The organism is Streptomyces sp. NPDC003284 (genome assembly GCF_053589675.1).
Window position 1 is genome coordinate 13765 of sequence record NZ_JBSFSI010000020.1, and the last position, 24303, is coordinate 38067.

Consider the following 24303-nt stretch of genomic DNA (forward strand, 5'->3'; position numbering starts at 1 on the left):
GAGAGATACGTGTCGAGTCGGGGGAGCCGGGGGGCGGCCCCGGACGGTCAGGCGCGGCCGACGAGCTCGAAGCCGGCCTCGTCCACCGCGGCGCGCACGGCGGCCTCCTCCAGCGGGGCGGCGGAGACCACGGTGACCTCGCCGGTCGAGGCGACGGCCTTCACCGAGCTGACCCCGGGCAGCTCGGAGATCTCGGCGGAGACGGAGCCCTCGCAGTGTCCGCAGCTCATGCCGCTCACCTTGTAGACGGTGGTGACGGTGTCCGGGGTCTCGGTCTGGGCGGTCATGTCGCTCTCCTCGTCGTGGTGTGCGGGATGGGAGTGGCCCAGAGGGGCTCACTGCATTCGACACTATACCCCTAGGGGGTATTTATCAAAGGAGTGGCGCGGTGCGGCCGCACGACCGGCAGGGGCGCGGCCCCCGGGCATCACGCCGCCACACGCGCCGGGGCACGAGCGGGCCGGGGGTGATCGAGGCGGTGGGCGAGAGGGGCACCCGGTGGCGGCCCGGCGAACGGGTGACCACCCCGCCCTCGTCTACGCCTGCGGCACCTGCCCCGCCCGCACGGCGGGCGACCGGCCGGTCCGCGAACGGTGGAGCGGGCCGGGGCGCCGGTGGTCGCGGTGGACGTGGCGCCGCGCGCCGGAGCCGGAACCCCCCGACGGCCACGGCATGGCCGCGCACGCTGCCCGGTACCGCCGCGCGCCCGGTCGCCTCCGGCGCGTACGCCCCGGCCTCCTGGCCGCCTCCATCATCGGCCTGGTGGCCGCACCCACCGCGACCACCGCACCCGCCGCGACCACCGCACCCGCCACACCCGCCGCGCCCGGCGCCGTCATGGGAACGGCGCCGGGCGCGGGAGGCACGGGCATCCGCCCGTGGAGCCGATGACCATGACCCCGGCCGCGCCGGGGCGGGGCGGCCGGGGCCTCAGCCGGACCTGCGGCCCCGGTTGCCCGGCCGGGCCGCCGCCCAGGCGCGGACCGTGTCGGCGTACCAGAAGGGGCGCCCGCCCTCGACCCGGTCGGGCGGCGGCAGCAGGCCGTGTTTGCGGTAGGACCGCACGGTGTCGGGCTGCACCCGGATGTGGGCCGCGATCTCCTTGTACGACCAGAGTGTTCGGTCGGTCATGGTGTGCACCTCCCCGCGCGCGCCACGGAGGCGGTCCGGAAGGCCGCCGGGGGGCCGGGCGCGGCGCCGGCGATCAAGAGAGCCTGTGCCGCGTGAACGAGGCGCGCGCTCCGGCGGCAAGGGCCTGTCGTACGGCTGTGACCGCCGTGTCACGAAATCGGGACATGTGTGACGGGAAGGTTGCTTACGGGGCAGATGCGCGCCGGACTTCCCCCGGGCTTCTCCCGGGCTTACCCCACACGTTCCCTTCTCGTCCGAATGTCCGGACAAAGCATTGACAGGCTTCCGCCTCCGGCACTAGAACCGGGGGAGCCGACGCGAAGGGGAGCCGATGGTGTACGACGTGATCACCATGGGGCGGATCGGGGTCGACCTCTATCCGCTCCAGACGGGCGTGCCGCTGTCCCGCGTCTCCACCTTCGGCAAGTTCCTGGGCGGCTCGGCGGCGAACGTGGCGGTCGCCGCGGCCCGCCTCGGCCGCCGTACGGCGGTGATCACCCGGACCGGGGACGACCCGTTCGGCGACTATCTGCACGAGGCGCTGCGCGGCTTCGGCGTCGACGACCGCCATGTCACGGCGGTGCCCGGACTGCCGACGCCGGTCACCTTCTGCGAGGTGTTCCCGCCGGACGACTTCCCGCTCTACTTCTACCGCCGCCCCAAGGCGCCCGACCTGGAGATCGACGCCCACGACCTCGATCTGGCGGCCGTCGCGGACGCCCGGGTCTTCTGGGTCACCGGCACCGGACTGAGCGAGGAGCCGAGCCGCACGGCGACGCTGGCCGCGCTCGCCCACCGGGCGCGGTCCGGGCACACCGTCTTCGACCTCGACTGGCGCCCGGTGTTCTGGACCGACCCGGCCGCCGCCCGCCCCTTCTACGCCGAGGCCCTGCGGCACGCCACCGTCGCCGTCGGCAATCTGGACGAGGTGGAGGTGGCCACCGGAGTGCGCGAGCCGCGGGCCGCCGCCCGTGCCCTGCTGGACGCCGGGGCCGAGCTGGCGGTCGTCAAGCAGGGCCCCGCGGGCGTGCTCGCCCTCGACCGCGCGGGCCGTACCGCCGAGGTGCCGCCGCTGCCGGTCGAGGTGCTCAACGGCCTCGGCGCCGGGGACGCCTTCGGCGGCGCCCTCTGCCACGGGCTGCTCGCCGGCTGGGACCTGGCGCGCGTCATGCGGTACGCCAACGCCGCCGGGGCCATCGTCGCCTCCCGGCTGGAGTGCTCCTCCGCGATGCCCGACGCGGCCGAGGTGGAGTCGGCCCTCGCGGCGGGCGCGGTGCGGTGAGCCCGGAGGTCCGGCCCGGACGGGTCCGGCCCGGGGGCGCGGTCCCGGGCGCCGCGGGCCTTCGGCGTACCGCGCCCGCCGGTTGTACGGTGCAGATACCTGCCGGTCCGGCCGGGGCAGAGTGCCAAACCCCGGGCGGCGAGCGCGTGTTGGGTGACACCATCCGGACAGCGCGCGTCGGCCGGCCATCGATCGCCTCCGGCGCGGGAGACCGCTTCGCCCTGGCAGGAGCGAAGTGCGAGCGACGACTCCCCGCCCGCTACGGCTCCCGCGCCGGAGGTCCCCGCCGCTGCTGCGGTCCGCCGCCGCTGCCGCGCCCCGCGGCGGTGCCGGGGACACTCCCACATGTGTCTACGCCGACCGGTGAACCGCAGACACAGTGTCGGGCGCGCTCCGGGCGCGTTGCTGGTGGGATGGTCATGTGACGGCGGCCGCGCCCCGCACCGGCGGTCCCGGCCCCCTTCCGGGGCCGCCCCCGGCCTCGGCGGGTCCCGGCACACGAGCCCCACGAACGGCACGTCTCGACCCGACGCCGCCATCTGCGAAGGAGTGACCCGGCATGACCAAGACCGTCAACCACTGGATCGGCGGGAAGGCCGTAGAAGGCGCCTCGGGGTCGTACGGTCCGGTCACGGACCCGGCGACCGGCGCGGTCACCACCCAGGTGGCGTTCGCCTCCGTGGCCGAGGTGGACGCGGCCGTGGCCGCCGCCCGGGACGCCTACCGCTCCTGGGGGCAGTCCTCGCTGGCGCAGCGCACCTCGGTCATGTTCCGCTTCCGCGCGCTGCTGGACGAGCACCGCGACGAGATCGCCGCGCTGATCACCGCCGAGCACGGCAAGGTGCACTCCGACGCGCTCGGCGAGGTCGCGCGCGGCCTGGAGATCGTCGACCTGGCCTGCGGCATCAACGTGCAGCTGAAGGGCGAGCTGTCGACGCAGGTCGCCACGCGCGTGGACGTGGCCTCGATCCGGCAGCCGCTGGGTGTGGTCGCGGGCATCACGCCGTTCAACTTCCCGGCGATGGTCCCGCTGTGGATGTTCCCCGTCGCCATCGCCTGCGGCAACACCTTCGTGCTCAAGCCCAGCGAGAAGGACCCCTCGGCGGCGCTGCGGATCGCCGAGCTGCTGGCCGAGGCCGGGCTGCCCGACGGCGTGTTCAACGTCGTCCAGGGCGACAAGGTGGCCGTCGACCGCCTCCTGGAGCACCCGGACGTCAAGGCGGTGTCCTTCGTCGGCTCCACCCCGATCGCCCGCTACATCCACACCACGGCCTCGGCGAACGGCAAGCGCGTCCAGGCCCTCGGCGGCGCCAAGAACCACATGCTGGTGCTGCCCGACGCCGACCTGGACGCGGCGGCGGACGCGGCGGTCTCGGCGGCGTACGGCTCGGCCGGTGAGCGCTGCATGGCCATCTCCGCCGTCGTCGCGGTCGGCTCGGTCGCCGACGAGCTGGTGGAGAAGATCCGCGAGCGCGCCGAGAAGATCAAGATCGGCCCCGGCACCGACCCGGACTCCGAGATGGGCCCGCTGATCACCGCCGCCCACCGCGACAAGGTCGCCTCCTATGTGAAGGGCGCCGCCGACGAGGGCTGCGAGGTCGTCCTGGACGGCACCGGCTACACCGTGGAGGGCTACGAGGACGGTCACTGGATCGGCCTGTCGCTGCTCGACCGGGTGCCGACGAGCGCGAAGGCGTACCAGGACGAGATCTTCGGCCCGGTGCTGTGCGTGCTGCGCGTGGACACCTACGAGGACGGCGTGTCCCTGATCAACGCCTCGCCGTTCGGCAACGGCACCGCGATCTTCACCCGGGACGGCGGCGCCGCCCGCCGCTTCCAGCTGGAGATCGAGGCCGGCATGGTCGGCGTGAACGTGCCGATCCCGGTGCCGGTGGGCTACCACTCCTTCGGCGGCTGGAAGGACTCGCTCTTCGGCGACCACCACATCTACGGCAACGACGGCACGCACTTCTACACCCGCGGCAAGGTGGTCACCACCCGCTGGCCCGACCCGTCCGAGGCCCCGGCCGGTGTCGACCTCGGGTTCCCGCGCAACCACTGAGCGTGACGCGAGCCCCCTTCGCGGCCGTCCGGATACCGGACGGCCGCGACTTTTTTTGCGCCCGGCCCTGCGATTCCCGTGTCCGGGGGAGGAAACGGGTGACGCAGGTTCACCCGGGAAGACTCCTTGGAAAGCAAGGTCACTATTCGCTCAGGCTTGATGAATACGGTGTTACGGCAATGTTGCCTGTGAAACAGATCCGTGAACGGCTCCGTCCCAGGTGCGGATTCCGAAGGTGAACAGCCATTGACGGGACGGTTTTCGTCGGGATTCCATGCTCGCGCCGGGAGCGGACGACATGACGAGAACGTACGACCGAAGCCGCCGGAGGCGATAGCGCTCCCGAGCCCCCATCACTGACGCACGAGTCGATCGGAACCGCCGCATGACCGACACGCTCCGCCCTGTCGACGACGCCGTCGCACCGGCGACCGGCAGCCCCGACGGGACGACGGGCAGCCCCCAGCAGCTCAAGCGCTCCATCGGCGTCGTCGGCGGCACCCTGCTGACCCTCTCGTGCGTCACCCCCGCCTCCACCCTCTTCGTGGTCGTGCCCGACCTGTTCGGCTCGCTCGGCACCGCCACCGCCCTCACCATCGCCATCGGCTCGCTGCTCTGCATCGCCGTCGCGTTCTGCTACTCCGAGCTGGGCACCCTCATCCCCAGCGCGGGCGGCGAGTACGCGATGGTCTCCACGATGGCCGGACGGCTCGCGGGCTGGCTGGTCTTCGTGCTGTCGCTGCTGGTCGTCATGATCGTGCCGCCCGTGATCGCCATGGGCACCGCCGACTACCTGGCGCCGATCGTGCACCTCGACCCGGCGATGACCGGCGCCGGTGTGATGCTGCTCGCCACCCTCGCCGGACTGCTGGACCTGCGCGCCAACGCCTGGATCACCGGCATCTTCCTGGTCCTGGAGGTCATCGCCGCCGGTGTGGTCGCCGTCCTCGGCTTCGCCCACAGCCACCGCGGCGCGGGCAGCCTGGTCTCCATGCAGGTCGCCGGCGGCGACGGCCACACCGACACCGTGACGGCCATGCTGGTGGTCTCCGGACTCGCCATCGCCCTGTTCATCACCCAGGGCTTCTCCACCGCCGTCTACCTCTCCGAGGAGCTGGAGCACCCGCGCCGCAACGTCGCCCGCACCGTCCTCGCCACCCTCGCCATCTCCACCGTGATCATCCTGGTGCCGGTCGTCGCCATCACCATGGGCGCCTCCGACATCAAGGAGCTCACCGGCGGCGACCTCAGCTCGATGGTGACCGCCTGGTCCAACTCCGCCGTCGGCACCTTCGTCAGCCTCTGCGTGGCCCTCGCCATCATCAACGCGGGCATCGTCATGGTCATCCAGAACTCCCGCGTGCTGTTCGCCTCCGCCCGCGACAAGGCCTGGCCCGGACCGGTCAACACCGTCTTCGCCAAGCTCGGCCGCTTCGGCTCCCCCTGGGTCGCCACGCTCGCGGTCGGCATCCCCGGCGCGGTCCTCTGCTTCGTCAACCTGGACACCCTCTACGGCGTCACCGGCGTCTCCGTGACCGCGATGTACCTGCTCGTCGCGGTCGCCGCCCTGCTGGCCCGCCGCGGCGCCCACCGGCACACGCCCGCCTGGCGCATGCCGCTGTGGCCCGCCGTCCCCGTGCTGCTGATCGCGGTCCTCGCCTACATCCTCAGCATGCAGGAGGTCACCTACCTGCTGTGGACCGGCGGCATCATGGCCGTCGCCACCCTCTACTGGGCCTTCTACCTCCGCCCGCGCCGCGACACCCGCTGGCTGGTGTCCATCCCGGAGGACGCACAGGTCTGACCCCGGCGGCCCCCCGCCACCGACGACACGGCCCGGCGCCCGCGTACCACGACTGCGGTACGCGGGCGCCGCGCCGTACTCCCGGGGGAGGGGCGGAGGTTCGGACCGGCGGTGGCATCCGCTGTCGGTGGCGGACCGTACGGTGGTGGCATGGATCTGCGACTGCCCGGACCGCGGGCACTGCTGCGCGGGCCCCGGCGGTGGCTGGCCGCCGGGGCCGCCGTCGCGGTGCTCGCCGGGGCCGGCACCTGGACCGCGACCGCCACCGCCGACGCCCGCCCCGCCGCCCACCGGAGCGACCGGATCATGGACCTGGGCACCGGCGTGCGCATCGACACGTCCTGGTTCACCCCGGCCGGCTCCGGCCGCCACCCCGCCGTCCTCCTCGGACACGGCTTCGGCGGCACCAAGGACGACGTACGGCAGCAGGCCGAGGACCTCGCCGCCGACGGGTACGCGGTGCTGACCTGGTCGGCCCGCGGCTTCGGCCGGTCCACCGGCAGGATCGGGCTGAACGACCCCAAGGGCGAGGTCGCCGACGTCAGCCGGCTCATCGACTGGCTGGCCCGGCAGCCGCAGGTCCGCCTCGACGGACCCGGCGACCCGCGCGTCGGCCTGGCCGGCGCCTCCTACGGCGGCGCCGTCTCCCTGCTCGCCGCCGGGTACGACCACCGGGTGGACGCCATCGCCCCCGCGATCACCTACTGGAACCTGGCGGACGCCCTCTTCCCGAACGGCGTCTTCAAGAAGCTCTGGGCCGGGATCTTCTTCGACTCCGGCGGCGGCTGCGCCCGCTTCCAGCCCGAGCTGTGCGCGATGTACCAGCGGGTCGCCGAGTCCGGCCGGCCCGACGCCGAGGCGACCCGGCTGCTCCAGGAGCGCTCCCCGTCCGCCGTCGCCGCCCGGATCAAGGTGCCCACCCTGCTGGTGCAGGGCCAGACCGACTCGCTCTTCCCGCTCGGCCAGGCCGACGCCGCCCAGCGGGCCATCAGGGCGGGCGGCGCGCCCGTCGACGTCGACTGGCTCGCGGGCGGCCACGACGGCGGCGACCTGGAGAGCGCCCGCGTCCAGGACCGCGTCGAAAGCTGGTTCGACCGCTATCTCAAGGGCGACGAGGACGCGGCCACCGGCCCCGCCTTCCGCGTCACCCGCACCGGCGGCGTCGACTCCACCGACGGCGCCGCCCTGCTGCGCGGCGCGAGCGCGAGCGCGTACCCCGGCCTGAGCAGCGGTACGCACACCGTCGCCCTGGCCGGAGGCACCCAGCGCTTCCAGAACCCGCCCGGCGGCAGCCCGCCCGCCGTCTCCGCCCTGCCCGGCCTCGCCGGGGCGGCCGGCGGCTCACTGACCCAGCTCTCCGCGCTCGGCCTCGGCGTCTCCCTGGACTTCCCCGGCCAGAACGCGAGCTTCCAGTCGGCCCCCGTCGACCACGACCTGCGCATCACCGGCTCCCCGACCGCCACCGTCCACCTCACCTCCACCGGCGACGACGCGGTCCTGTTCGCCAAGATGTACGACGTCGGACCCGGCTCGGCCCGCCCGGTGCTGCCCGCCCAGCTCGTCACCCCGGTCCGCGTCGAGGGCGCCAAGGCCGGCAAGGACGTCCGGCTCACCCTCCCGGCCATCGACCACGAGGTGCAGAAGGGCCACCGGCTCCGCCTGGTCCTCGCCTCCACCGACCTCGGCTACGCCTCCCCGGCCGCCCCCGCCACCTACACCGCGGCCCTGCGCGGCCCGCTGACGGTGCCCACCGCGCCCGGTGTGACCACGGCGGCGGCCCCGCTGCCCTCCTGGGTGTGGTGGCTGCCCGCCGCGGGCGCCGCGCTCGCCCTCGCCCTGCTGCTCACCGCCCGCCGCCGCACCGCGGCCCCCGCGCCCGACCCGGCCCTCGCCGGTGTCCCGCTCCAGATCACCGGCCTCAGCAAGCGCTACGCCAGGTCCGCCGACCGGTACGCCGTGCGCGAGCTGTCCTTCCGCGTGGAGCGCGGCCAGGTGCTCGGCCTGCTCGGACCCAACGGCGCGGGCAAGACGACCACCCTGCGCATGCTGATGGGCCTGATCCGGCCGGACGAGGGCGAGATCCGCGTCTTCGGCCACGCGATCCGGCCCGGCGCGCCCGTCCTGTCCCGGGTCGGCGCCTTCGTCGAGGGCGCGGGCTTCCTGCCGCACCTGTCCGGCCGGGAGAACCTGGAGCTGTACTGGCGGGCCACCGGCCGCCCGGCCGAGGACGCCCGCCTGGACGAGGCCCTGGAGATCGCGGGCCTCGGCGACGCCCTGGCCCGCGCGGTGCGCACCTACTCACAGGGCATGCGCCAGCGCCTGGCCATCGCCCAGGCCATGCTGGGCCTGCCCGACCTGCTGATCCTGGACGAGCCGACCAACGGGCTCGACCCGCCGCAGATCCGCGAGATGCGCGAGGTGATGATCCGGTACGCGGCCGGCGGGCGCACCGTCATCGTCTCCAGCCATCTGCTCGCCGAGGTCGAGCAGTCCTGCACGCACCTGGTCGTCATGGACCGGGGACGGCTGGTCCAGGCGGGTCCGGTCCGCGACATCATCGGCTCCGGCGACACCCTGCTGGTCGGCACCGCGACCCCGGTGGACGAGCCGGTGGCCGGGAAGGTCGCCGCGCTGGCGGGCGTGGCCTCGGCGGTCCGCACCGACGACGGCCTGCTGGTCCGCCTCGAACCCGGCGGCACCGCCGAGCGCCTGGTCGTGGAGCTGGTGCGGCTGGACGTGCCCGTCGCCTCCGTGGGCCCGCACCGCCGCCTGGAGGACGCCTTCCTCACCCTGATCGGAGGTTCCGCATGAGCACGCTCACCGAGGGAGCGGCGGCCGGGGAGACCGCCTCCGGCTACCACGCCGGGCGCACCCTGCCGCTGCGCGTGGAGCTGGCCCGGCAGCTGAAGCGGCGCCGCACCCTGATCATGGGCGGCATCCTGGCCGCCCTGCCGTTCGTGCTCGCCGTGGCCTTCGCGATCGGCGGCGACCCGGGCAGCCGCAACAACCAGGTGACCCTGATGGACACGGCCACCGCGTCGGGCGCCAACTTCGCCGCGGTCAGCCTGTTCGTCTCGGCCGGCTTCCTGCTGGTGATCCCGGTGGCGCTGTTCTGCGGGGACACCGTCGCCTCGGAGGCGAGCTGGTCCTCGCTGCGCTATCTGCTGGCCGCGCCCGTGCCCAGGGCCCGGCTGCTGTGGTCCAAGCTCGTCGTCGGACTCGGCCTGAGCCTGGCCGCCATGGTGCTGCTGCCCGTGGTCGCGCTCGCCGTCGGCACCGCCGCCTACGGCTGGGGCCCGCTCCAGATCCCCACCGGCGGCGCGCTCGCCGCGGGCACCGCCGCCCAGCGCCTCGTGGTGGTCGTGGCGTACGTCTTCGTCTCCCAGCTGGTCACCGCCGGGCTCGCGTTCTGGCTGTCCACGCGGACCGACGCGCCGCTGGGCGCGGTCGGCGGCGCGGTCGGCCTGACCATCGTGGGCAATGTCCTGGACGCCGTCACGGCCCTGGGCCACTGGCGCGACTTCCTGCCCGCGCACTGGCAGTTCGCCTGGGCCGACGCCGTGCAGCCGCACCCCGAGTGGGCCGGGATGATCCAGGGCACGGCGGTCTCCGTCGCCTACGCGCTGGTGCTCTTCGCCCTCGCCTTCCGCGGCTTCGCCCGCAAGGACGTGGTGTCGTAGGCGACCAAGGACGTGGTGCCGTAGGCGACGGAGACCGCCGCCCGGACGCACGGGAGCGGGCCGCCGAGCACTCGGCGGCCCGCTCCTCGCGGCGGTCCGGGGCGGTCAGCGCTCGCTGTTCGCCGACAGGATCGACACGTCCTCCAGCAGGTGCGCCAGCGCGCCGTCCCGCTTGGCCTGCGTGGAGTTCTCCGAGCACTGCTGGTTCTGCTTGTCCGACAGGATCGGGATGTCCTGGACGTTCACGGCCTGGAGCACCCCGACCGGCAGCTCGCCCACCGCGATGCACGGCCGGTTGAACGACCCCTGGATGAGCGCCATCTGCGGGCTCATGTTCCCGTACGTCGTCGCGTTGCCGTAGCTCTGCCACGCGCCGTTGCCGTTCGTGGCGGTGGGGCCGCTGTCGTTGCCGATCGCGAGGGCCTGCGGGGCCGCGGCGGCGGTGGCGCCCATCGCGGAGGCGGCGATGGCGGCGGTGGCGACAAACTTCTTGATCACTGGCCGGTCCTTTCTGAGGAAACCCCGTCTCCGGAGCGTTCTGGTCAACTCCCCGGAGGCACGCGGGTTTCTCCCGTTCACTCCCACGGCGGATGCGGCGAAGTGTTTGTGTGTTTTCCGGACTCCGTGATTTTCAGGCGTTCGGGAACGCCATGCGGGCCAACCGGGTGAACCCCCGCAACCAAACATCTCCCCTCGTGTTGAGGAGGCAGTAGGACCTGCGTCGCTACGAGGAAAGGAACGCGCAGTGCTCAAGAAGGCAATGGTCGCCGCTGCGGCCGCCGCAACTGTCGTCGGTGGATCGGTGGCGGCTGCTCCCGCGGCGCTTGCCATCGGGAACGACAACGGCCCGTCCGTCGCCAACGGCGTCGGCGCCACGTCGTCGTTCGGCAACTCGGCGACGAGGGGCGACATGAGCCCCCAGCTCTCGCTGATCGAGGGCACGCTCAACAAGCCGTGCCTGGGTCTGAACGAGACCAACGTCGGTGTGCTGCAGCTCGTCAACGTCCAGGACGTCCCGGTCCTGTCGGACAAGCAGAACCAGCAGTGCTCCGACAACTCGACCCAGGCCAAGCGCGACGGTGCGCTGTCGCACCTGCTGGATGACCTGTCGGTCCTCTCGGCCAACGGCGAGAGCTGAGCCGATTCCGGCCGGCCCAGGGCCGTCCGCTGCTGTGCCGGCGGTCGCCCTGGGCTTTTCCACAGGACTCTTTCGCCCGAGCAGCCGAGGGCGAGGCGTACGGTGCGCGGGGCAATCGAGTGAATTGTCGGGCGATCTACGTTCCGCCGTTTTCCATTACGTCTATTCCTCGTTCAGTGCCGCGACTTTCGAGGTCGTGCTCACTGGGTTTCTCGCCGTCATTGGGGCGCATCGCCCCGAGAAGGGAACTTCCATGAAGAAGAGCGTCGCTGTCGTGACCGGCGCCATCCTGGCTCTGGGCATGGCCGCCCCCGCCTTCGCCGACTCGGGCGCGGAGGGCGCCGCCGTCGGTTCGCCGGGTGTCATCTCCGGCAACACCATCCAGGTCCCCGTGCACGTCCCGATCAACGTGTGCGGCAACACCATCGACGTCATCGCGCTGCTGAACCCCTCGTTCGGCAACACCTGCGTCAACGGCTGACCGCGCGGGCACCCCGGCCCTCCCGGCCGTGTCAGGGCCGGCCTTGGACGTCGAACTCGCGACCCAGGGCCGGCCCTCCCTCATCTGAACGTTCCTCAAGCCGCCCCGGCGGCTTCGAGCAGGAAGACCACTAGATTGCGACAGACCCTGAGCAGGGGAGTGTTCGCGGCGGCAGCCGCGACGAGCGTGCTGTCCCTGTACGGCAGCGCCGCTTTCGCCGACTCGACGGCGGACGGAGTCAGCGCGGGTTCGCCCGGCGTGCTGTCCGGCAACACCATCCAGGCGCCGGTCGAGGTACCGGTGAACGCCTGCGGCAACACCGTCGACGCGGCGGCCGCGCTCAACCCCGCGTTCGGCAACAAGTGCGCCAACGTCTCGGACCACACCGAGAAGCCCACCCCGCCGCCGTCGCACACCCCCGACTGCGACGACCAGGGCGCGTACGGGGAGCAGCCCTCCTCCGGCGCGTACGGCGAGGAGCCCTCCCCGGGCCCGTGCTCGACCCCGCCGCCGAGCACCCCGCCCGCCACCCCGCCGAGCACTCCGCCGGCCACGCACCACACCACCCCGCCGCCCGTCGAGCACACCCCGCCGCAGATGGCGGAGACCGGCAGCGGCAACACCGGTGCGCTCATCGGTGCCTCGGCCGTCAGCGCGGTGCTGATCGCCGGCGGCACGGTCCTCTACCGCCGTGGCCGGTCCGCCGGTTCCCACCGGTAGTCCGCCCGCGGGGCCGACGCAAGGCCGCCGCGACCGAGCCGCCCCGGCGGCCGGTCGCGGCGGCGGCCGTTTCCGGGCGATGTCACCCGGCCGGCGGCGCGGCGCACCCGAAGGCCGTACCGGCGGTGGCGCCCCCGCTCCTCCCGTGCCTGACTTCAGAGAACACGCTGACGACCCGTCAGGGACCTTTGTGGCGGCGTGAGGGAAGGAGCGGGCATGACTGCACGGCGACACGGGAACCGGAGGCTGGCCGCCGTCACGGCGGCGGCCGTCGTATCGGCCGCCCTGGCCTGCGGGGCCGCGGCAGGGGCGGCGGACCCGGACCCGGCGGCGCCGCCGAATCCGCCCGCGCCGTGGACGAGTCCGTCCTCGGCGCCGCCCGCCGCGTCGGCGGCGGACCCCGCCTCGCTGGTGGCGGACCCTTCCTCGCCGGTGCTGCTCCCGCCCGGCACGCCCCTGGTCCCGCCGGATCCGCCCACCGCCGTGCCCGACCCGCCCGCCACGGAGGCGAGTCCGGGCGCACCGCCCGGGGAGACGCCCGGTCCGCCCGTGGTGCCACCGGGTCCGTCCGGTGCGGCCGAGAGCCCGTCCGCGCCCGCCGCCACGCCTTCTCCGCCCGCTCCGCCCGCGCCCCCCGCTCCCCCCGCGTCTCCCACGGCCTCCCCGGTGCCGCTCCCGGCGCAGGTGCCCGGCATGCGGCGGCCCGCCTTCGGGGCCTTCCTGGAGTCGGACGCGCGGGGCGTGGCCCGGATGGCGCAGCTCAGCAGCTGGCTGGGCGGCGCCGAACTGCGCGTCGGCCACACCTATCTGCCCGGCGACCGCTGGCGGGACATCGAGGGCGCCCCCGGCTTCCTCGACGTCTGGGCGCAGTGGCGGCAGCAGCGGCCCGACCGGCTGCTCGTCCTCAACGTCCCGCTGCTGGAGCGCAACGAGGACCGCTTCTCGGACGGCCAGGTGCGGTACCTGCTGCGGCAGGGCGCCGCCGGGCTGTTCGACGCGCACTTCCGCGCCCTCGCCCAGCGGCTGGTCGCGCTGCGCGTGCCGGACACGGTGCTCGTGCTCGGCTGGGAGATGAACGGCACCACCTACACCCACCGCTGCGGCCCCGACCCCGAGGCGTGGAAGACCTATTGGCGGCACATCGTCACCGCGATGCGCTCGGTGCCGGGCCAGCGGTTCCGCTTCGACTTCGCGCCGAACCGCGGCCGGGACGCCGTGCCCTGGACCGAGTGCTACCCGGGCGACGACGTGGTCGACATCGTCGGCATGGACTCCTACGACCAGCCGACCGGCCTGACCTTCGACCAGCAGGTGCGCGAGCCCTACGGACTCCAGGCGCACGTGGACTTCGCGAAGGCGCACCACAAGCCGGTCTCCTACCCGGAGTGGGGGCTGTTCCGCAACGGCGACAACGCCGCGTACATGCGGTCCATGCTCGCCTGGTTCGACGCGCACCGGCCGCTCTACAACACCCTGACCGACTACTGCCCGCACGGTGTCTGGCAGTGCGCGGCCAACCCGGCCTCCTCGCGCGTCTACCGCGCGGTCCTCTTCGGCCGTACGGACCTCATCGCCCCGACGCCCACGCCCCCGGGCATCCCGCTCCTGCCCCAGGCCCCAGCCCCGCAACCGGAGACCTCGGCCCCGCAACCGGAGACCTCGGCCCAGCAACCGGAGACCTCGGCCCCGCAGCCGGCGCCCGCCCCGGCCTCGCCGCAGGCGTCGGCCCTGACGCCACCTCAGGCCGAGCCCCCGACAACGCCGTCGGTCCCGGTGCCGCCCTCGGAACCGGCCCCCGTACCGCTCGCCGCGCCCGTGGCGGACGGCTCGTCAGGTGTCCGTTAGGCCACGGCGCACGCGCCCCTCCCCGCTCCCCTCCCCGCGCCGCACGCGGGCACGCAGGTCCCTGGCCCGGGTGCGGCCGGCCGTCGCGCAGCGCACCGCGGACAGCAGGGGCGCGGTGTGCCGCCGGGCCAGCAGCAGCCGCTCGTTGGCGACCGGGCGGGGGCGCCAGCGGTGCTTGTAGGGCTCGTCGCCGCGCAGCAGGCTCAGCGTGTCCGGGGCGCCGTCGCCGGTGTGCGCGGCGCACGCCTCCAGCAGCATCACCGCCACATCGGCCTTGCGTTCCCGCAGCAGCGGATGGGCGCCGTACAGATAGCCGCCCAGCAGGCTGCCGGAGCGCAGGGTGAGGTCCACGGCCACCACCTCGCCGTCGAGCCGGAACTCGGTCACCACCGCCTCCCCGGCGCGCGCCATCGGGCCCGCCGCCCGCGCCAGGTGCTCCTGGAAGCGCGTCCGCAGATGCTCCGGGGTGACCCCGCGGTCCTGCCACTGGAGCCGGTGCAGCGCGAGCAGCCGCCGTACGGCCGCGGCGGCCTCCTCGGGGCGTACGACACGCCGTTCCACCCCGAGCGCGCGCAGCCTGCGCAGTTGGGCGCGGACCCGCTGGGCCCTGGCGGACGGCAGCCGGGCGACCAGCCCGTCCAGGGGCAGGGCGGGCAGCTCCAGGCAGAGCGAGCCCGGCGCGCGGTGCCGGGGGCCGTCCCAGCGGTCGTAGACCTGTTCGACGGCGCTGCCGGGGCGGACCTCGGGGAGGTCGATCAGCGCGGTGCGGGCGGCCTCGGCCAGCGCCCCGGTGAGCGCGTCGGCCGCCGGGCCGGGGCGCCGGTCGTCGATCAGGACGTCGGCGTAGTCGGAGATCGCGCCGCCGAGCGGGACCAGCGCGGGCACCGGCGCGCGGCGCAGCATCAGGGGCGCGGCGGCGACCAGTTCGGCGCCCTCGCGGACCAGGAGGAGCCGCAGCCGCCCCGGGGCGCCGTACGACTGCCACCAGGAGTGCAGCCAGGTGTGGCTCTGGAAGGGGGTGGCGGCGGCGCAGTGTCCGGCCAGGCGGGTCCACTGCGGGGCGAGGGCGGCGAAGGCGCGCGGGTCGGTGACCAGTTCCGTGGTGAGGCCGGGGTGGGCCGCGCGCGGCGGGGGCGCGAGGCGGGTGGCGGTCACAGCCGGCCGTGGACGTCGGCGGCGGGGGCCGGGCCGGGCACCGCCGGGGGGTGCGCCAGGTCGCCGGGCGTGTTCCGCCGGGGCCGTACCAGCAGGGCCAGGCCGCCGAGCAGACCGCCCGCGCTCGCCCCGACCAGGCCGGTCACCGCCGGGGACGCCGAGGACGGGTCGGTGGGGCGTACGGCGCGCGCGAAGCGGACGAGGGAGATGTGCGTGCTGCCCGTGGTCTGCGTGGCGTGCCGGGTGAGGGCGGCGGAGACGGCGTCGGCCATGGCGGCGGCCGGACCCGGACGGCCCGCGAGGGCGGTCACGGCGATCATCGGCGCGTCGGGCGAGGTCTCCGCGCGCACGTCGCGCCGCAGGGTCCGCACCGGCACGCCCGCCTGCCGCTGGGCGTCCCCGAGCACCGCGACCTGGGTGGCGACCCGCCCGTACGCCTGGGCGAAGCCGAGCGCGGCGGCCGGGTCGGACTTCTGGTCGGGGACGGCCACGACATAGCTGGTGGCCGAGTAGACGGGCGGCGCGAGGACGCCGTAGGCGCCGCCGAGCAGCCCGCCGGCCACGGTGCCGGCCGCGACCAGGGACCAGGGCGGCAGACGCCGGACACGGGCGAGGGACAGGCGGCGGGGCCGGGGCGGTTGCTCGGTCATGGGGTGGTCGCTTCCTGGGGTGGGATCGGGGCGGGGCGGCCCGGGGGCCGGGACGCGGTGGCGGACAGGGTGGCCGTGTACACGTCCAGGAGCCGGGCGGCGGTGCGGGCGATGCTGTAGTGGCGGGCCGCGTCCGGGGGCGTCCGGGGGAGCGGGCCGCGGGCGCGTACCTCGGTGATCGCGCGGGCGTACGCCTCGGGGCCGCCCCGGACGCGCCGGGCGCCCGCGGCGGCGTGCGCGGGCAGGTCCTCCACGGCCGGGCAGGAGGCGTACAGCACGGGCAGCCCGGCGGCCAGCGCCTCCACGACCGCGAGACCGAACGCCTCCTGCGGGGACGGCGAGGCCAGCACGTCCATCGCGGCGGCCAGCGCGGGCAGATCGGGGCCCGCCGAGCCGTCCGGCGCGCAGGGCCGCTCCCCGGCGAACAGCACCCGGTCGGCGACCCCCGCCTCATGGGCGGTGCGGCGCAGCACGCTCTCCTCGGGGCCGCCGCCCACCAGCAGCAGCCAGTGGTCGCGGGGCAGCCGGGCCAGGGCGCGGACCACGACGTCGAACCGCTTGCCCGCGGCCAGCCGCCCGATGCCGCCGATCACATACGCGTCCTCGGGCAGGCCCAGGCGGCGGCGGGTGGCGGCGCGCCGGGCCGCGTCGAAGCGGAAGCGGTCCAGGTCGACGCCGTTGGGGACGACCTCGATGCGCGGCGCGGGCACGCCCCAGCGCCGGAGCCGGTCGGCCACCGTGGCGGAGACGGCGACCGTGGTGGAGCCGAGCCGTTCCCCGGCCAGGTACAGCGCGCGCACCCCCGCCGTCAGCGGGCGCCCCTCCAACTGCCCTTCGCCGAGCGAGTGCTCGGTGGCGACGACCGCGCGGACACCGGCCAGCCGGGCGGCGATCCTGCCGTACAGGCAGGCCCGGTACAGGTGGGTGTGCACGAGGTCGTAGCGGCCCGCGCGGATCACCCGGACCAGGCGCGGCAGCGCCGACAGGTCGCGGTTGCCGCCCATGCCGAGGTGGACGACGCGGACGCCGTCGGCGCTCAGCCCGGCGGCGACCGCGCCGGGCCGGGTGAGCGTCACCACGTCGCAGGAGACGGGCAGATGGCGCAGCAGCAGCCGCAGCTGCTGCTCGGCGCCGCCCACGCCGAGACCGGTGATGATGTGCAGGACCCGCAGTTCGCGCATCTCACACGCCCTTCACGGGGCGGCGGCGCAGCGGGTGCAGCCGGTGCTTGAGGTGCAGCCGCCAGGCCGTGTCCCGCTGCCCGATGTGCAGCCGGGGCAGCGCGTGCGGTCCGGTCAGCGGGCCGGGCGCGACGGCGCAGGCGTACCGGTACCCGGCCTCGCGCACGGCGGCCAGCACCCGGGCGTCCACCGCGCCGTAGGGATAGCAGAAGCCGTCCACGGGCGCGCCGGTCAGCTCTTCGAGGAGCGTCCGGCTGGTGCCGGCCTCGGCGGCGAGGGCGGCGTCGTCGGCGCGGGTGAGGTCGGTGTGGGTGAGCCCGTGCGAGCCGATCTCCACGCCCTCGGCCGCCGCGTGCCGGATGCCGTCGGCGCTCAGCAGCGGCTTGCGCGGGCCGCGCGGGTCCCAGGCGTTGTGCCCGCCGAGCCGGCCGGGCAGCACGAACAGCGTGGCGCCGCAGGCGTGCCGGTGCAGCAGCGGCAGCGCGGCGGTGACGAAGTCGGCGTAGCCGTCGTCGAAGGTGAGCCCGACCAGGCCCTGCCCGCCGCCCGCCGCGCGGGCGGCCAGCAGCTCCCGTACGGACACCCCGCGCAGCCCGCGCCGCCGCAGCCAGCGCAGCTGCGCGGCGAGCCGCTCGGGCGTCACGGTGACGCGGTACGGGTCGGGCGAGCGGTCGCCCACCGAGTGGTACATCGCCACCCAGGGGAAGGGCCCCGGGAGGGGACCGGCGGGCTCGCCGGTGCCGGTGAGCGGGACGGTGTCAGCGGGAGAGGCCATGCCGGACCCTTCGGGTGACGGAGCGCAGGGAGCGGAACACGGGTTCGACGCCCTCGGCGCCGAGGGCACGGGCGAGCAGGACATGGACGGCGGTGACGGTCAGCACCCCGGCCGCCAGGCCCGCCGCCGGGGACCCGGGCAGGGCCGCCGCGCACGCCCCGGCCGCGGTGGCGACCACCGCGGCGCGCAGCGGCCGGCTCGTCTCCGCCAGCACCCGCCGCAACCGCAGCGGCACCCCGCACCGGCCGGTACCGGCCAGCAGCAGCGCGGCCGTGAGGGTGATGCCGGCGGCGTTGGCGGCGGCGATGCCCGTCACGCCCCAGGGGCCGACGGCCGCGGCGCCGATCCAGGAGGTCGCCACGATGCCCGCGGTCATCGCGGCCACCGGGTACCAGGCGGGCCGCCCGCCGGAGAAGTACGAGCGGACCAGGGCGCCCACCAGCGCCTGGCCGAGCAGCCCGAGCGCGTACACGCGCATGACACCGGCCGTCGCGGCGGTGTCGTCCGCCGTGAACGCGCCGCGCTGGAAGAGGAGCTGGATGATCTGCGGGGCACAGGCGATCACCGCCGCCGCGCCCAGCAGCACCAGGAGCGCGACCAGCGCCAGGTCGCGTTCCACGCGGTCGCGGGCGCGTACGGTGTCGCCGTCGGCGAGCGCCCGCGCCACCACCGGGAAGGTGACGGTGCACAGCATCAGCGACAGCGTCATCGGGATCTGGGCCACCTTCTGCGCGTAGTTCAGGTGCGAGATGGCCCCGGCGGGCAGCGGCGAGGCGAGGAACCGCTCGATGAGCACCTGCGACTGGCGGCACAGCGCGAACAGCAGCACCGTGGCGACGACCGCGAAGTCCATGGGGTGCGCGGCGGCATCCGGGGCGCCCGTGCGGGGGCCGGGGCATACGCCGGTGCGCAACTGCTGCCACAGGGCGGGCACCTGGACCGCCACCATCAGACAGCCGCCCACCGCGACCCCGGCCGCCGCCGAGCGCACCCCCCACGCGCCGCCCAGCAGGAACATCGCGGCGACCACACCGGTGTTGTAGGCCAGGTAGATCGAGGCGGGCGCCACATAGCGGCCGTGCGCCCGCAGCACGGCGCTGCCGTACCCGGCGAGTCCGAAGCTGAGCACGCAGGTCGCCGTCAGCCGGGTGCAGTCGGCGGCCAGCCGCGGGTCGGGCAGGCCCGGCGCCAGCACCTGGACGAGCTGCGGGGCGGCGCCGACGGCCAGCGCGCACACCGCGGCGCACGCGAAGGCCAGCCGGGGCAGCGTGCCGGTGACCAGCGAGCGCACCGGGTCGCCCGTGCCGCCGCGCGCCCGCCGGGCCAGCGCCGCGCTGAACGCCGGGACCAGCGCGAACGCCAGCCCGTCCTCGATGAGCAGGGTCGCGGCGAACTCCGGCACGGTCCAGGCGACCAGGAAGGCGTCCGTGTCGGACCCGGCGCCGAACAGCCGGGCCAGCGACTGGTCCCGGACCAGGCCGAGCAGCGAGCCCGCCACCGACAGCACGACGGTGACCAGGGTGGCGCGGGCCAGGAAGCCCCGGGAGGCGGAGACCGGCGCCGGGAGCGCGCGGACGGCGCCCACGGCCGTCGCCGCGCCGCGCGCGGGCGGCACGGTCGCCGTGCCGTCGCCGCCCGGAGGGCCGGAGCGCGGCGGCAGGGGAGGGGGCGTCACCGTCATCGCGCGCCACCTCCCGGACCCGGCTCCGCGGCCGTCGCCCACCACGCCACCAGCCCGAAGGACAGGGCGGTCAGCACCGTCGAGGGGCCGCCGATGTCCCCGTAGGCGAAGTCGACGAGCTGCCAGAGCAGCAGCCCGCAGGCGATGAGCCCGCAGGCGGGGCCGCCCGCCCGCGCGGGCCGCTCCCGCCGCGCGCGCCGCAGCCCGCCGAGCGCGCACACCAGCAGCGCCAGCCAGCTCCCGGCGACCGCGGTCAGCCCGGCCAGGCCCTGCTCGCTGAGGACCAGGAGGTACATGTTGTGCGGCGACAGCAGCGGCTGCCGCCGGAACGCGGCGCCCGCGCCCCCGGTGTCGCTCGCCGCGGACAGGGACATCGGGGCGTGCCCGTCGCGTACCTGCGGAAAGTTCTTCAACCCCACTCCCGTCACCGGATGTTCGCGCCAGCTGCCGACCGCGGCGCTCCACAGCGCGTAGCGGTCGCGTACGGACTGGTCCGGGGCGTCGGCGACCCGGGTGATGCTGTCGAACCGCTCCGCCAGCAGGGCCGTCCCGACGCCCAGGCCGCCCACCAGGACCACCGCCGCCGCGGCCAGCACCGCGCCCGCCGCCAGCGCGCGCCGCACCCCGGCCAGCAGCAGTTGCGCCGCACAGGTCACGGCCGTGGCGATCCAGGCGCCCCGGCTGAAGGAGAGCGCCAGCGGCACGAGCAGCACCGCCGCGCATCCGGCGGCCACCGCCCGCTCCCGCGCGCGCGTGTCCCGGCCGAGGGCGAGACCGGCCGCGCAGACCAGGCCCAGGGCGACCGCCGTGGCCATGCCCATCACGTCCCCGGCGCCGAAGGTGCCCACGGCCCGGACCGGCGCGCCCTGGTAGGAGGCGCCGGTCCCGGTGAGGTACTGGTGCGTGCCCACGGCGCCCTGGAACAGCGCGAGGCCCACGAACGCCCAGGCCGCCGCCCGGAAGTCGGCGCGGTCCCGGACCAGCAGCAGCACGGCCGCCGGGACCAGCACGAACACCTGGAGATACCGGGCGAGCCCCGCGCACACGGCGGGTGCGGGAGACACGGCCAGCGCGGTCAGCGCCGCCAGGGCGAAGCCCGCCACCGGCAGCCCGAGCACCACGGCGGCCACCGGGGTCAGCGGGCGCCGCCGCGCGCGCAGCAGCCGCAGCGCGCAGCACAGCACCAGCAGCCCGGAGACCACGTCGGCCGGACCCGCGCCGCCCGCGCCGCCCGGCGCCACCGGCACGGCGAGCGCCGCGAGGACCGCCATCACGGGCAGCACCGGGCCGTAGGGCACCCGCCGGACCACCGGCGCGGCGCGCCGCGCGGCCGGCGGGGCGGCCTCGGCGCCGCGGTGCGCCGGCTCGGGCAGGGCGGCCTGGGACACGTCGGTCAGCTCCCCGTCGGCCGCACCAGCGCGACCGCGGTGCGCAGCAGGATGCAGACGTCCTGCCACAGCGACCAGTTGTCGATGTAGGCGTTGTCGAAGCGGGCCCGGTCCTCGATCGAGGTGTCCCCGCGCAGCCCGTGCACCTGGGCGAGCCCGGTGATGCCGGTGCGCATCCGGTGGCGGGCCGCGTATCCGGGGTGGTCCTGGCTGAACCGGAGCGCGAAGTAGGGGCGTTCGGGGCGCGGGCCGACCAGGCTCATGTCGCCGCGCAGCACGTTCCACAGCTGCGGCAGCTCGTCGAGCGAGGTGCGCCGCAGCATCCGGCAGAACGGCCGCATCTCCCGCTCGCCCGCGACGCTCCAGCGGGTGGCCGACTCGTGGGCGTCGGCGGGCCGGTGGGTACGGAACTTCAGCAGCGTGAAGGGCCTGCCGTCCCGGCCGATGCGCTCCTGCCGGAAGACCACGCCCGGCCCGTCGGCCAGCCGCAGCAGCACCGCGCAGCCCAGCAGCAGCGGCCCGGCGAGCAGCAGCAGGAGCCCGGAGACCAGCACGTCCAGCGCCCGCTTGCCCGCGCTGCCGCGCCGCGCGGGCGCCATCGAGAGCCGTCGGCAGGAGAACCCGGCCAGCCGCTGCTTGGAGGCGTACGACGGCGGGTCCGCGTCGACCTCCCACACCGCGCAGCCCGACTCGGCCAGCGCCCGCAGCAGCGGCCCCTGTTCGGCCCGTACGCACGGGTGGACGGCGAGCACCGCCCGCACCCCGTTCTGCACGACCGCCCGCTCGACGTCCTCGCCGCGGGTCAGCACCGGCAGCCCGCCCGAGCCGCCCCGGGGGTGCTCGGCGACGACCCCGACCGGCCGCATCCCGCACCGCGGGTGCCGCAGCAGGGCGGCGGCCACCCGCTGCGCGGTCGCCTCCGGGCCGATCACCAGGGCGGCGCGCGGACGCCGCAGCAGCGCGGCGCGCCGCCGGGCGTGCACCGCGCCGCGCAGCGCGCAGCCCACCGCCGCCTGGAGCGCACACCCGGCCAGCAGGGTGGCCGCGGTCAGCGCGTGCTCCGGCCGGTACGCCGCCACCAGCGCGGCCAGCGCCAGCCAGGCCACCGCGATCCGGCCGCACACGGCGGGCAGTTCGTCCAGGACCGCCGGGACCGGCGGCGCGGGCGGCTGCGGGCGCAGCAGCAGTGAGGCGGCCACGAGCAGAGCGACGAGCAGCGGCCGGTGCTCGGCCCCGGCGAACGCGGCGGCGGCGCCCAGCAGGGCGGCGGCACCGTCCGCGAGGAGCAGTGGCAGCGGCGCGCCCGCCGGTACCGGGGGGCGCCGACGGCGGGCCGGGAAGCGGAATCCGGGTGCCTGGCGGCGCGGCCCGCGGACCGGGACGGCCGTGCCTGCGTGGTCGCGTGGCGGCAGGCCGGGGGCCAGGCCGGGCGGGGGAACGGTGCTTTCCGCGGTCACGAGTGAGTGGACTCCCTGTGCTCGGTGGGCACGGCGTGCTCGGCCGGTGGCGCCTGCGGTGCCGGGCGGGCCGCGCCGGGGCGGGCGGCGAGCAGGTCGTGGTAGAGCGCCGTGACCGCGGCGGTGCGGCGCCGGACGTCGTGCGCGGACAGCACATGGGCGCGCCCGAGCCGGCCCAGCTCCGCGCGCAGCGGCGCGTCGAGCAGCAGGGCGGTCACCGCGCGGGCCAGCGCCGCCGGGTCCCCGGCGGGCACCAGGCAGCGCGCGGCGAGCGCGGGCGGCAGGCTCTCCCGGGCGCCGCCGACGTCCGCGGCCACCACCGGCCGGGCGCACGCCATCGCCTCCAGCGGGGCCAGCGCCATGCCCTCCCACCGGGACGGCAGCACCACCACGTCGGCCGCCCGGTACCAGGGCAGCGGGTCGGCGACGGCGCCGGTGAACGCGACGGAGGGCGGGGCGAGGTCCCGCAGCCGGTCGTGGTCGGGTCCGTCCCCGACCAGCACGAGACGCGCCCCGGGCACCCGTTCGGCGACCGGGCCCCAGGCCCGCAGCAGCACGTCCTGCCCCTTCTGACGGCACAGCCGCCCGACACAGACGACGAGCGGGCCGCGGGAGGTGCCCCCGGCGGTGGTGGTGCCGGTGGTGCCGGTGGGGTCAGTGGTGCCGGTGGGGTCGGCGGGGCCGGTGGGGGCCGGGGAGGAGTGTCCGGGGCCGACGGGGCCGGGGGCCGGGGAGAAGTGCCGGGGGTCGACGCCGTTCGGGACGACGTGCCAGTGCGCGGTGATCCCGGCGCGCAGGCCGGTCGCGCGCTCCTCCTCGCTGACACACACCACTCGCGTCGCCCAACGCGCCCCCCAGCGCTCCCACGCCCGCGCGAGCGCCGCGGTGCCGCCGCCGACCGCCTCGAACGACCAGGCGTGCGGCTGGAACACGGTCGGGATCCGTCCGCGCACGGCCAGCCGCCCGGCGAGCCCGGCCTTGGCGCTGTGCGCGTGCACCAGATCGGGCCGTACGTCGTCGACGAGACGGGTGAGCCGCCGTACCTCCCCGAGGAGCGAACACCCCGGCGCGCGCGCCGCGTTCCAGGGGCGCACATCCGCGCCGAGCGCCCGGAGCTGCCCGCCGAGCGGGCCGTCCGCGCCGTGCGGGCAGGCCACGGTCACGCCGAAGCCGTCCGCGAGCTGCGCCCGCACCAGGTCCGTCACGACGCGCGCGACCCCGCCGTCCACGGGCTGGGTGAGGTGCAGGACCCGCGGCCGAAGAAGGAGCCGCATGACCGTCGTTGCCTCTTTCGGATGGCCGATAAAGCCGACAAAGGGGTGGGGCAAGAGGTCCGCAACTCTAGTCGCGAAAGGTACTTATGCGACGAAAGCGGGCAAGTGTGTCGGAACTGTGAAGCCGGTCCGATCGGGAGATCACTCTTTTGGCGGCACAACTCGGGGGGCGCGCCGCGCGTTGACCCCAGCGCCGGGCAGCCCGCCCGGGTGTTTGTGTGTCAACTGCAAGGAGCACCTTTCCATGTCGCGTATCGCCAAGGGCCTGGTCCTTACCTCCGCCGCCGCCGCGGCTGTCGCCGGCGGTGCCGGCATCGCCGCCGCCGACAGCGGTGCGAGCGGCGTCGCCGCCCACTCGCCGGGCGTCATCTCGGGCAACGTGATCCAGGTCCCGGTGCACGTGCCGGTCAACGTCTGCGGCAACTCCATCAACGTCATCGGTCTGCTGAACCCGGCGTTCGGCAACACCTGCGTCAACGGCTGACGCCTGCGCAGCGAACCTCCTCCGGCCGGCCGCCCTCCCGGGAACCGGCGCCCACCGCTGTACGGGCGCCCGCGGGAGGGCGGCCGTGCCGTTCCCCCGATCGGACGGCGCGCGC

Annotated in this window: 22 protein-coding genes; 11 read left to right on the forward strand and 11 right to left on the reverse strand. The window is 75.6% G+C overall.

Annotation, left to right across the window (positions count from 1 at the left end):
- Nucleotides 1-47 precede the first annotated feature (47 nt).
- Nucleotides 48-287 carry a heavy-metal-associated domain-containing protein gene (locus ACWDYF_RS30720; RefSeq protein ID WP_064533239.1) on the reverse strand — a complete coding sequence of 80 codons (240 nt, stop codon included), beginning with the start codon at nt 285-287 and terminating at the stop codon, nt 48-50.
- A gap of 211 nt (nt 288-498) precedes the next feature.
- Between ACWDYF_RS30720 and ACWDYF_RS30725 the strand changes: the two genes are divergently transcribed.
- Nucleotides 499-891, forward strand: a complete 393-nt coding sequence (locus tag ACWDYF_RS30725) for a hypothetical protein (protein WP_389474676.1) — start codon at nt 499-501, stop codon at nt 889-891.
- Between the two features lie 39 nt (nt 892-930).
- Here ACWDYF_RS30725 and ACWDYF_RS30730 read toward each other — a convergent pair whose 3' ends face one another.
- The gene (locus ACWDYF_RS30730) at nt 931-1131 is read right to left on the reverse strand and encodes a helix-turn-helix transcriptional regulator (RefSeq protein ID WP_018568391.1); all 201 of its coding nucleotides are present in this window, start codon (nt 1129-1131) and stop codon (nt 931-933) included.
- Nucleotides 1132-1462: 331 nt separating this feature from the next.
- Between ACWDYF_RS30730 and iolC the strand changes: the two genes are divergently transcribed.
- From iolC to ACWDYF_RS30755, 5 genes are all read left to right on the forward strand, one after another.
- Complete coding sequence (gene iolC, locus ACWDYF_RS30735; RefSeq protein WP_389474680.1) at nt 1463-2413, forward strand: 5-dehydro-2-deoxygluconokinase; 951 nt, start codon at nt 1463-1465, stop codon at nt 2411-2413.
- A gap of 559 nt (nt 2414-2972) precedes the next feature.
- Nucleotides 2973-4475 (forward strand): CoA-acylating methylmalonate-semialdehyde dehydrogenase, encoded by a 1503-nt coding sequence (gene mmsA, locus ACWDYF_RS30740; protein ID WP_389474682.1) that lies wholly within the window; start codon nt 2973-2975, stop codon nt 4473-4475.
- 385 nt (nt 4476-4860) lie between these two features.
- Nucleotides 4861-6279, forward strand: coding sequence for an APC family permease (locus ACWDYF_RS30745; RefSeq protein WP_018568394.1), 1419 nt, complete (start codon nt 4861-4863; stop codon nt 6277-6279).
- Nucleotides 6280-6429: 150 nt separating this feature from the next.
- A complete protein-coding gene (locus ACWDYF_RS30750; RefSeq protein ID WP_389472818.1) occupies nt 6430-9090 on the forward strand; it encodes a CocE/NonD family hydrolase in 2661 nt (886 codons plus the stop codon).
- The gene (locus ACWDYF_RS30755; RefSeq protein WP_018568396.1) at nt 9087-9959 is read left to right on the forward strand and encodes an ABC transporter permease; all 873 of its coding nucleotides are present in this window, start codon (nt 9087-9089) and stop codon (nt 9957-9959) included. Before ACWDYF_RS30750 ends, ACWDYF_RS30755 begins: the two co-directional genes overlap by 4 nt.
- 105 nt (nt 9960-10064) lie before the next feature.
- Here ACWDYF_RS30755 and ACWDYF_RS30760 read toward each other — a convergent pair whose 3' ends face one another.
- Nucleotides 10065-10457 (reverse strand): rodlin, encoded by a 393-nt coding sequence (locus ACWDYF_RS30760; RefSeq protein WP_381743021.1) that lies wholly within the window; start codon nt 10455-10457, stop codon nt 10065-10067.
- A gap of 247 nt (nt 10458-10704) precedes the next feature.
- Here ACWDYF_RS30760 and ACWDYF_RS30765 point away from each other — a divergent pair, with 247 nt between their 5' ends.
- From ACWDYF_RS30765 to ACWDYF_RS30780, 4 genes are all read left to right on the forward strand, one after another.
- Nucleotides 10705-11097, forward strand: coding sequence for a rodlin (locus tag ACWDYF_RS30765; protein WP_381743022.1), 393 nt, complete (start codon nt 10705-10707; stop codon nt 11095-11097).
- Nucleotides 11098-11350: 253 nt separating this feature from the next.
- The gene (locus tag ACWDYF_RS30770; RefSeq protein WP_018568399.1) at nt 11351-11578 is read left to right on the forward strand and encodes a chaplin; all 228 of its coding nucleotides are present in this window, start codon (nt 11351-11353) and stop codon (nt 11576-11578) included.
- 135 nt (nt 11579-11713) lie between these two features.
- Nucleotides 11714-12298: a chaplin gene (locus ACWDYF_RS30775; RefSeq protein ID WP_026252620.1), complete on the forward strand. Its 585-nt coding sequence runs from the start codon at nt 11714-11716 to the stop codon at nt 12296-12298.
- A gap of 216 nt (nt 12299-12514) precedes the next feature.
- A complete protein-coding gene (locus ACWDYF_RS30780; protein WP_389472828.1) occupies nt 12515-14143 on the forward strand; it encodes a glycoside hydrolase family 26 protein in 1629 nt (542 codons plus the stop codon).
- Here ACWDYF_RS30780 and ACWDYF_RS30785 read toward each other — a convergent pair.
- From ACWDYF_RS30785 to ACWDYF_RS30820, 8 genes are read right to left on the reverse strand one after another with little or no spacing between them, the layout of a single operon-like run.
- Nucleotides 14129-15298, reverse strand: coding sequence for a GNAT family N-acetyltransferase (locus tag ACWDYF_RS30785; RefSeq protein ID WP_389472830.1), 1170 nt, complete (start codon nt 15296-15298; stop codon nt 14129-14131). The two genes, ACWDYF_RS30780 and ACWDYF_RS30785, sit on opposite strands and share 15 nt — an antisense overlap.
- A complete protein-coding gene (locus tag ACWDYF_RS30790) occupies nt 15295-15948 on the reverse strand; it encodes a lipopolysaccharide biosynthesis protein (protein WP_389472832.1) in 654 nt (217 codons plus the stop codon). Before ACWDYF_RS30790 ends, ACWDYF_RS30785 begins: the two co-directional genes overlap by 4 nt.
- On the reverse strand, nt 15945-17129 hold the full coding sequence (locus ACWDYF_RS30795) for a glycosyltransferase (protein WP_389472834.1): 1185 nt from the start codon (nt 17127-17129) through the stop codon (nt 15945-15947). Before ACWDYF_RS30795 ends, ACWDYF_RS30790 begins: the two co-directional genes overlap by 4 nt.
- A gap of 1 nt (nt 17130) precedes the next feature.
- Nucleotides 17131-17904 carry a polysaccharide deacetylase family protein gene (locus tag ACWDYF_RS30800; RefSeq protein ID WP_381743030.1) on the reverse strand — a complete coding sequence of 258 codons (774 nt, stop codon included), beginning with the start codon at nt 17902-17904 and terminating at the stop codon, nt 17131-17133.
- Entirely contained in the window at nt 17888-19585 is a 1698-nt protein-coding gene (gene murJ / locus ACWDYF_RS30805; RefSeq protein ID WP_389472838.1) for a murein biosynthesis integral membrane protein MurJ, read from the reverse strand. The genes ACWDYF_RS30800 and murJ overlap by 17 nt, the downstream gene beginning before the upstream one ends.
- Entirely contained in the window at nt 19582-20973 is a 1392-nt protein-coding gene (locus ACWDYF_RS30810; RefSeq protein ID WP_389472841.1) for an O-antigen ligase family protein, read from the reverse strand. The genes murJ and ACWDYF_RS30810 overlap by 4 nt, the downstream gene beginning before the upstream one ends.
- Nucleotides 20974-20978: 5 nt before the next feature.
- Nucleotides 20979-22430 (reverse strand): exopolysaccharide biosynthesis polyprenyl glycosylphosphotransferase, encoded by a 1452-nt coding sequence (locus ACWDYF_RS30815; RefSeq protein ID WP_389472846.1) that lies wholly within the window; start codon nt 22428-22430, stop codon nt 20979-20981.
- Entirely contained in the window at nt 22427-23704 is a 1278-nt protein-coding gene (locus ACWDYF_RS30820) for a glycosyltransferase (protein WP_389472851.1), read from the reverse strand. The genes ACWDYF_RS30815 and ACWDYF_RS30820 overlap by 4 nt, the downstream gene beginning before the upstream one ends.
- A gap of 244 nt (nt 23705-23948) precedes the next feature.
- Between ACWDYF_RS30820 and ACWDYF_RS30825 the strand changes: the two genes are divergently transcribed.
- Nucleotides 23949-24188 carry a chaplin gene (locus tag ACWDYF_RS30825; RefSeq protein ID WP_018568410.1) on the forward strand — a complete coding sequence of 80 codons (240 nt, stop codon included), beginning with the start codon at nt 23949-23951 and terminating at the stop codon, nt 24186-24188.
- Nucleotides 24189-24303 lie beyond the last annotated feature (115 nt).

Coding starts and splice junctions, on each gene's coding strand:
- ACWDYF_RS30720 (WP_064533239.1), bottom strand. CDS start 287: ATGACCGCCCAGACCGAGACCCCGGACACCGTCACCACCGTCTACAAG.
- mmsA (WP_389474682.1), top strand. CDS start 2,973: ATGACCAAGACCGTCAACCACTGGATCGGCGGGAAGGCCGTAGAAGGC.
- ACWDYF_RS30770 (WP_018568399.1), top strand. CDS start 11,351: ATGAAGAAGAGCGTCGCTGTCGTGACCGGCGCCATCCTGGCTCTGGGC.
- ACWDYF_RS30780 (WP_389472828.1), top strand. CDS start 12,515: ATGACTGCACGGCGACACGGGAACCGGAGGCTGGCCGCCGTCACGGCG.
- ACWDYF_RS30730 (WP_018568391.1), bottom strand. CDS start 1,131: ATGACCGACCGAACACTCTGGTCGTACAAGGAGATCGCGGCCCACATC.
- ACWDYF_RS30825 (WP_018568410.1), top strand. CDS start 23,949: ATGTCGCGTATCGCCAAGGGCCTGGTCCTTACCTCCGCCGCCGCCGCG.
- ACWDYF_RS30790 (WP_389472832.1), bottom strand. CDS start 15,948: ATGACCGAGCAACCGCCCCGGCCCCGCCGCCTGTCCCTCGCCCGTGTC.
- ACWDYF_RS30750 (WP_389472818.1), top strand. CDS start 6,430: ATGGATCTGCGACTGCCCGGACCGCGGGCACTGCTGCGCGGGCCCCGG.
- iolC (WP_389474680.1), top strand. CDS start 1,463: ATGGTGTACGACGTGATCACCATGGGGCGGATCGGGGTCGACCTCTAT.
- murJ (WP_389472838.1), bottom strand. CDS start 19,585: ATGACGGTGACGCCCCCTCCCCTGCCGCCGCGCTCCGGCCCTCCGGGC.
- ACWDYF_RS30820 (WP_389472851.1), bottom strand. CDS start 23,704: ATGCGGCTCCTTCTTCGGCCGCGGGTCCTGCACCTCACCCAGCCCGTG.
- ACWDYF_RS30755 (WP_018568396.1), top strand. CDS start 9,087: ATGAGCACGCTCACCGAGGGAGCGGCGGCCGGGGAGACCGCCTCCGGC.
- ACWDYF_RS30745 (WP_018568394.1), top strand. CDS start 4,861: ATGACCGACACGCTCCGCCCTGTCGACGACGCCGTCGCACCGGCGACC.
- ACWDYF_RS30795 (WP_389472834.1), bottom strand. CDS start 17,129: ATGCGCGAACTGCGGGTCCTGCACATCATCACCGGTCTCGGCGTGGGC.
- ACWDYF_RS30800 (WP_381743030.1), bottom strand. CDS start 17,904: ATGGCCTCTCCCGCTGACACCGTCCCGCTCACCGGCACCGGCGAGCCC.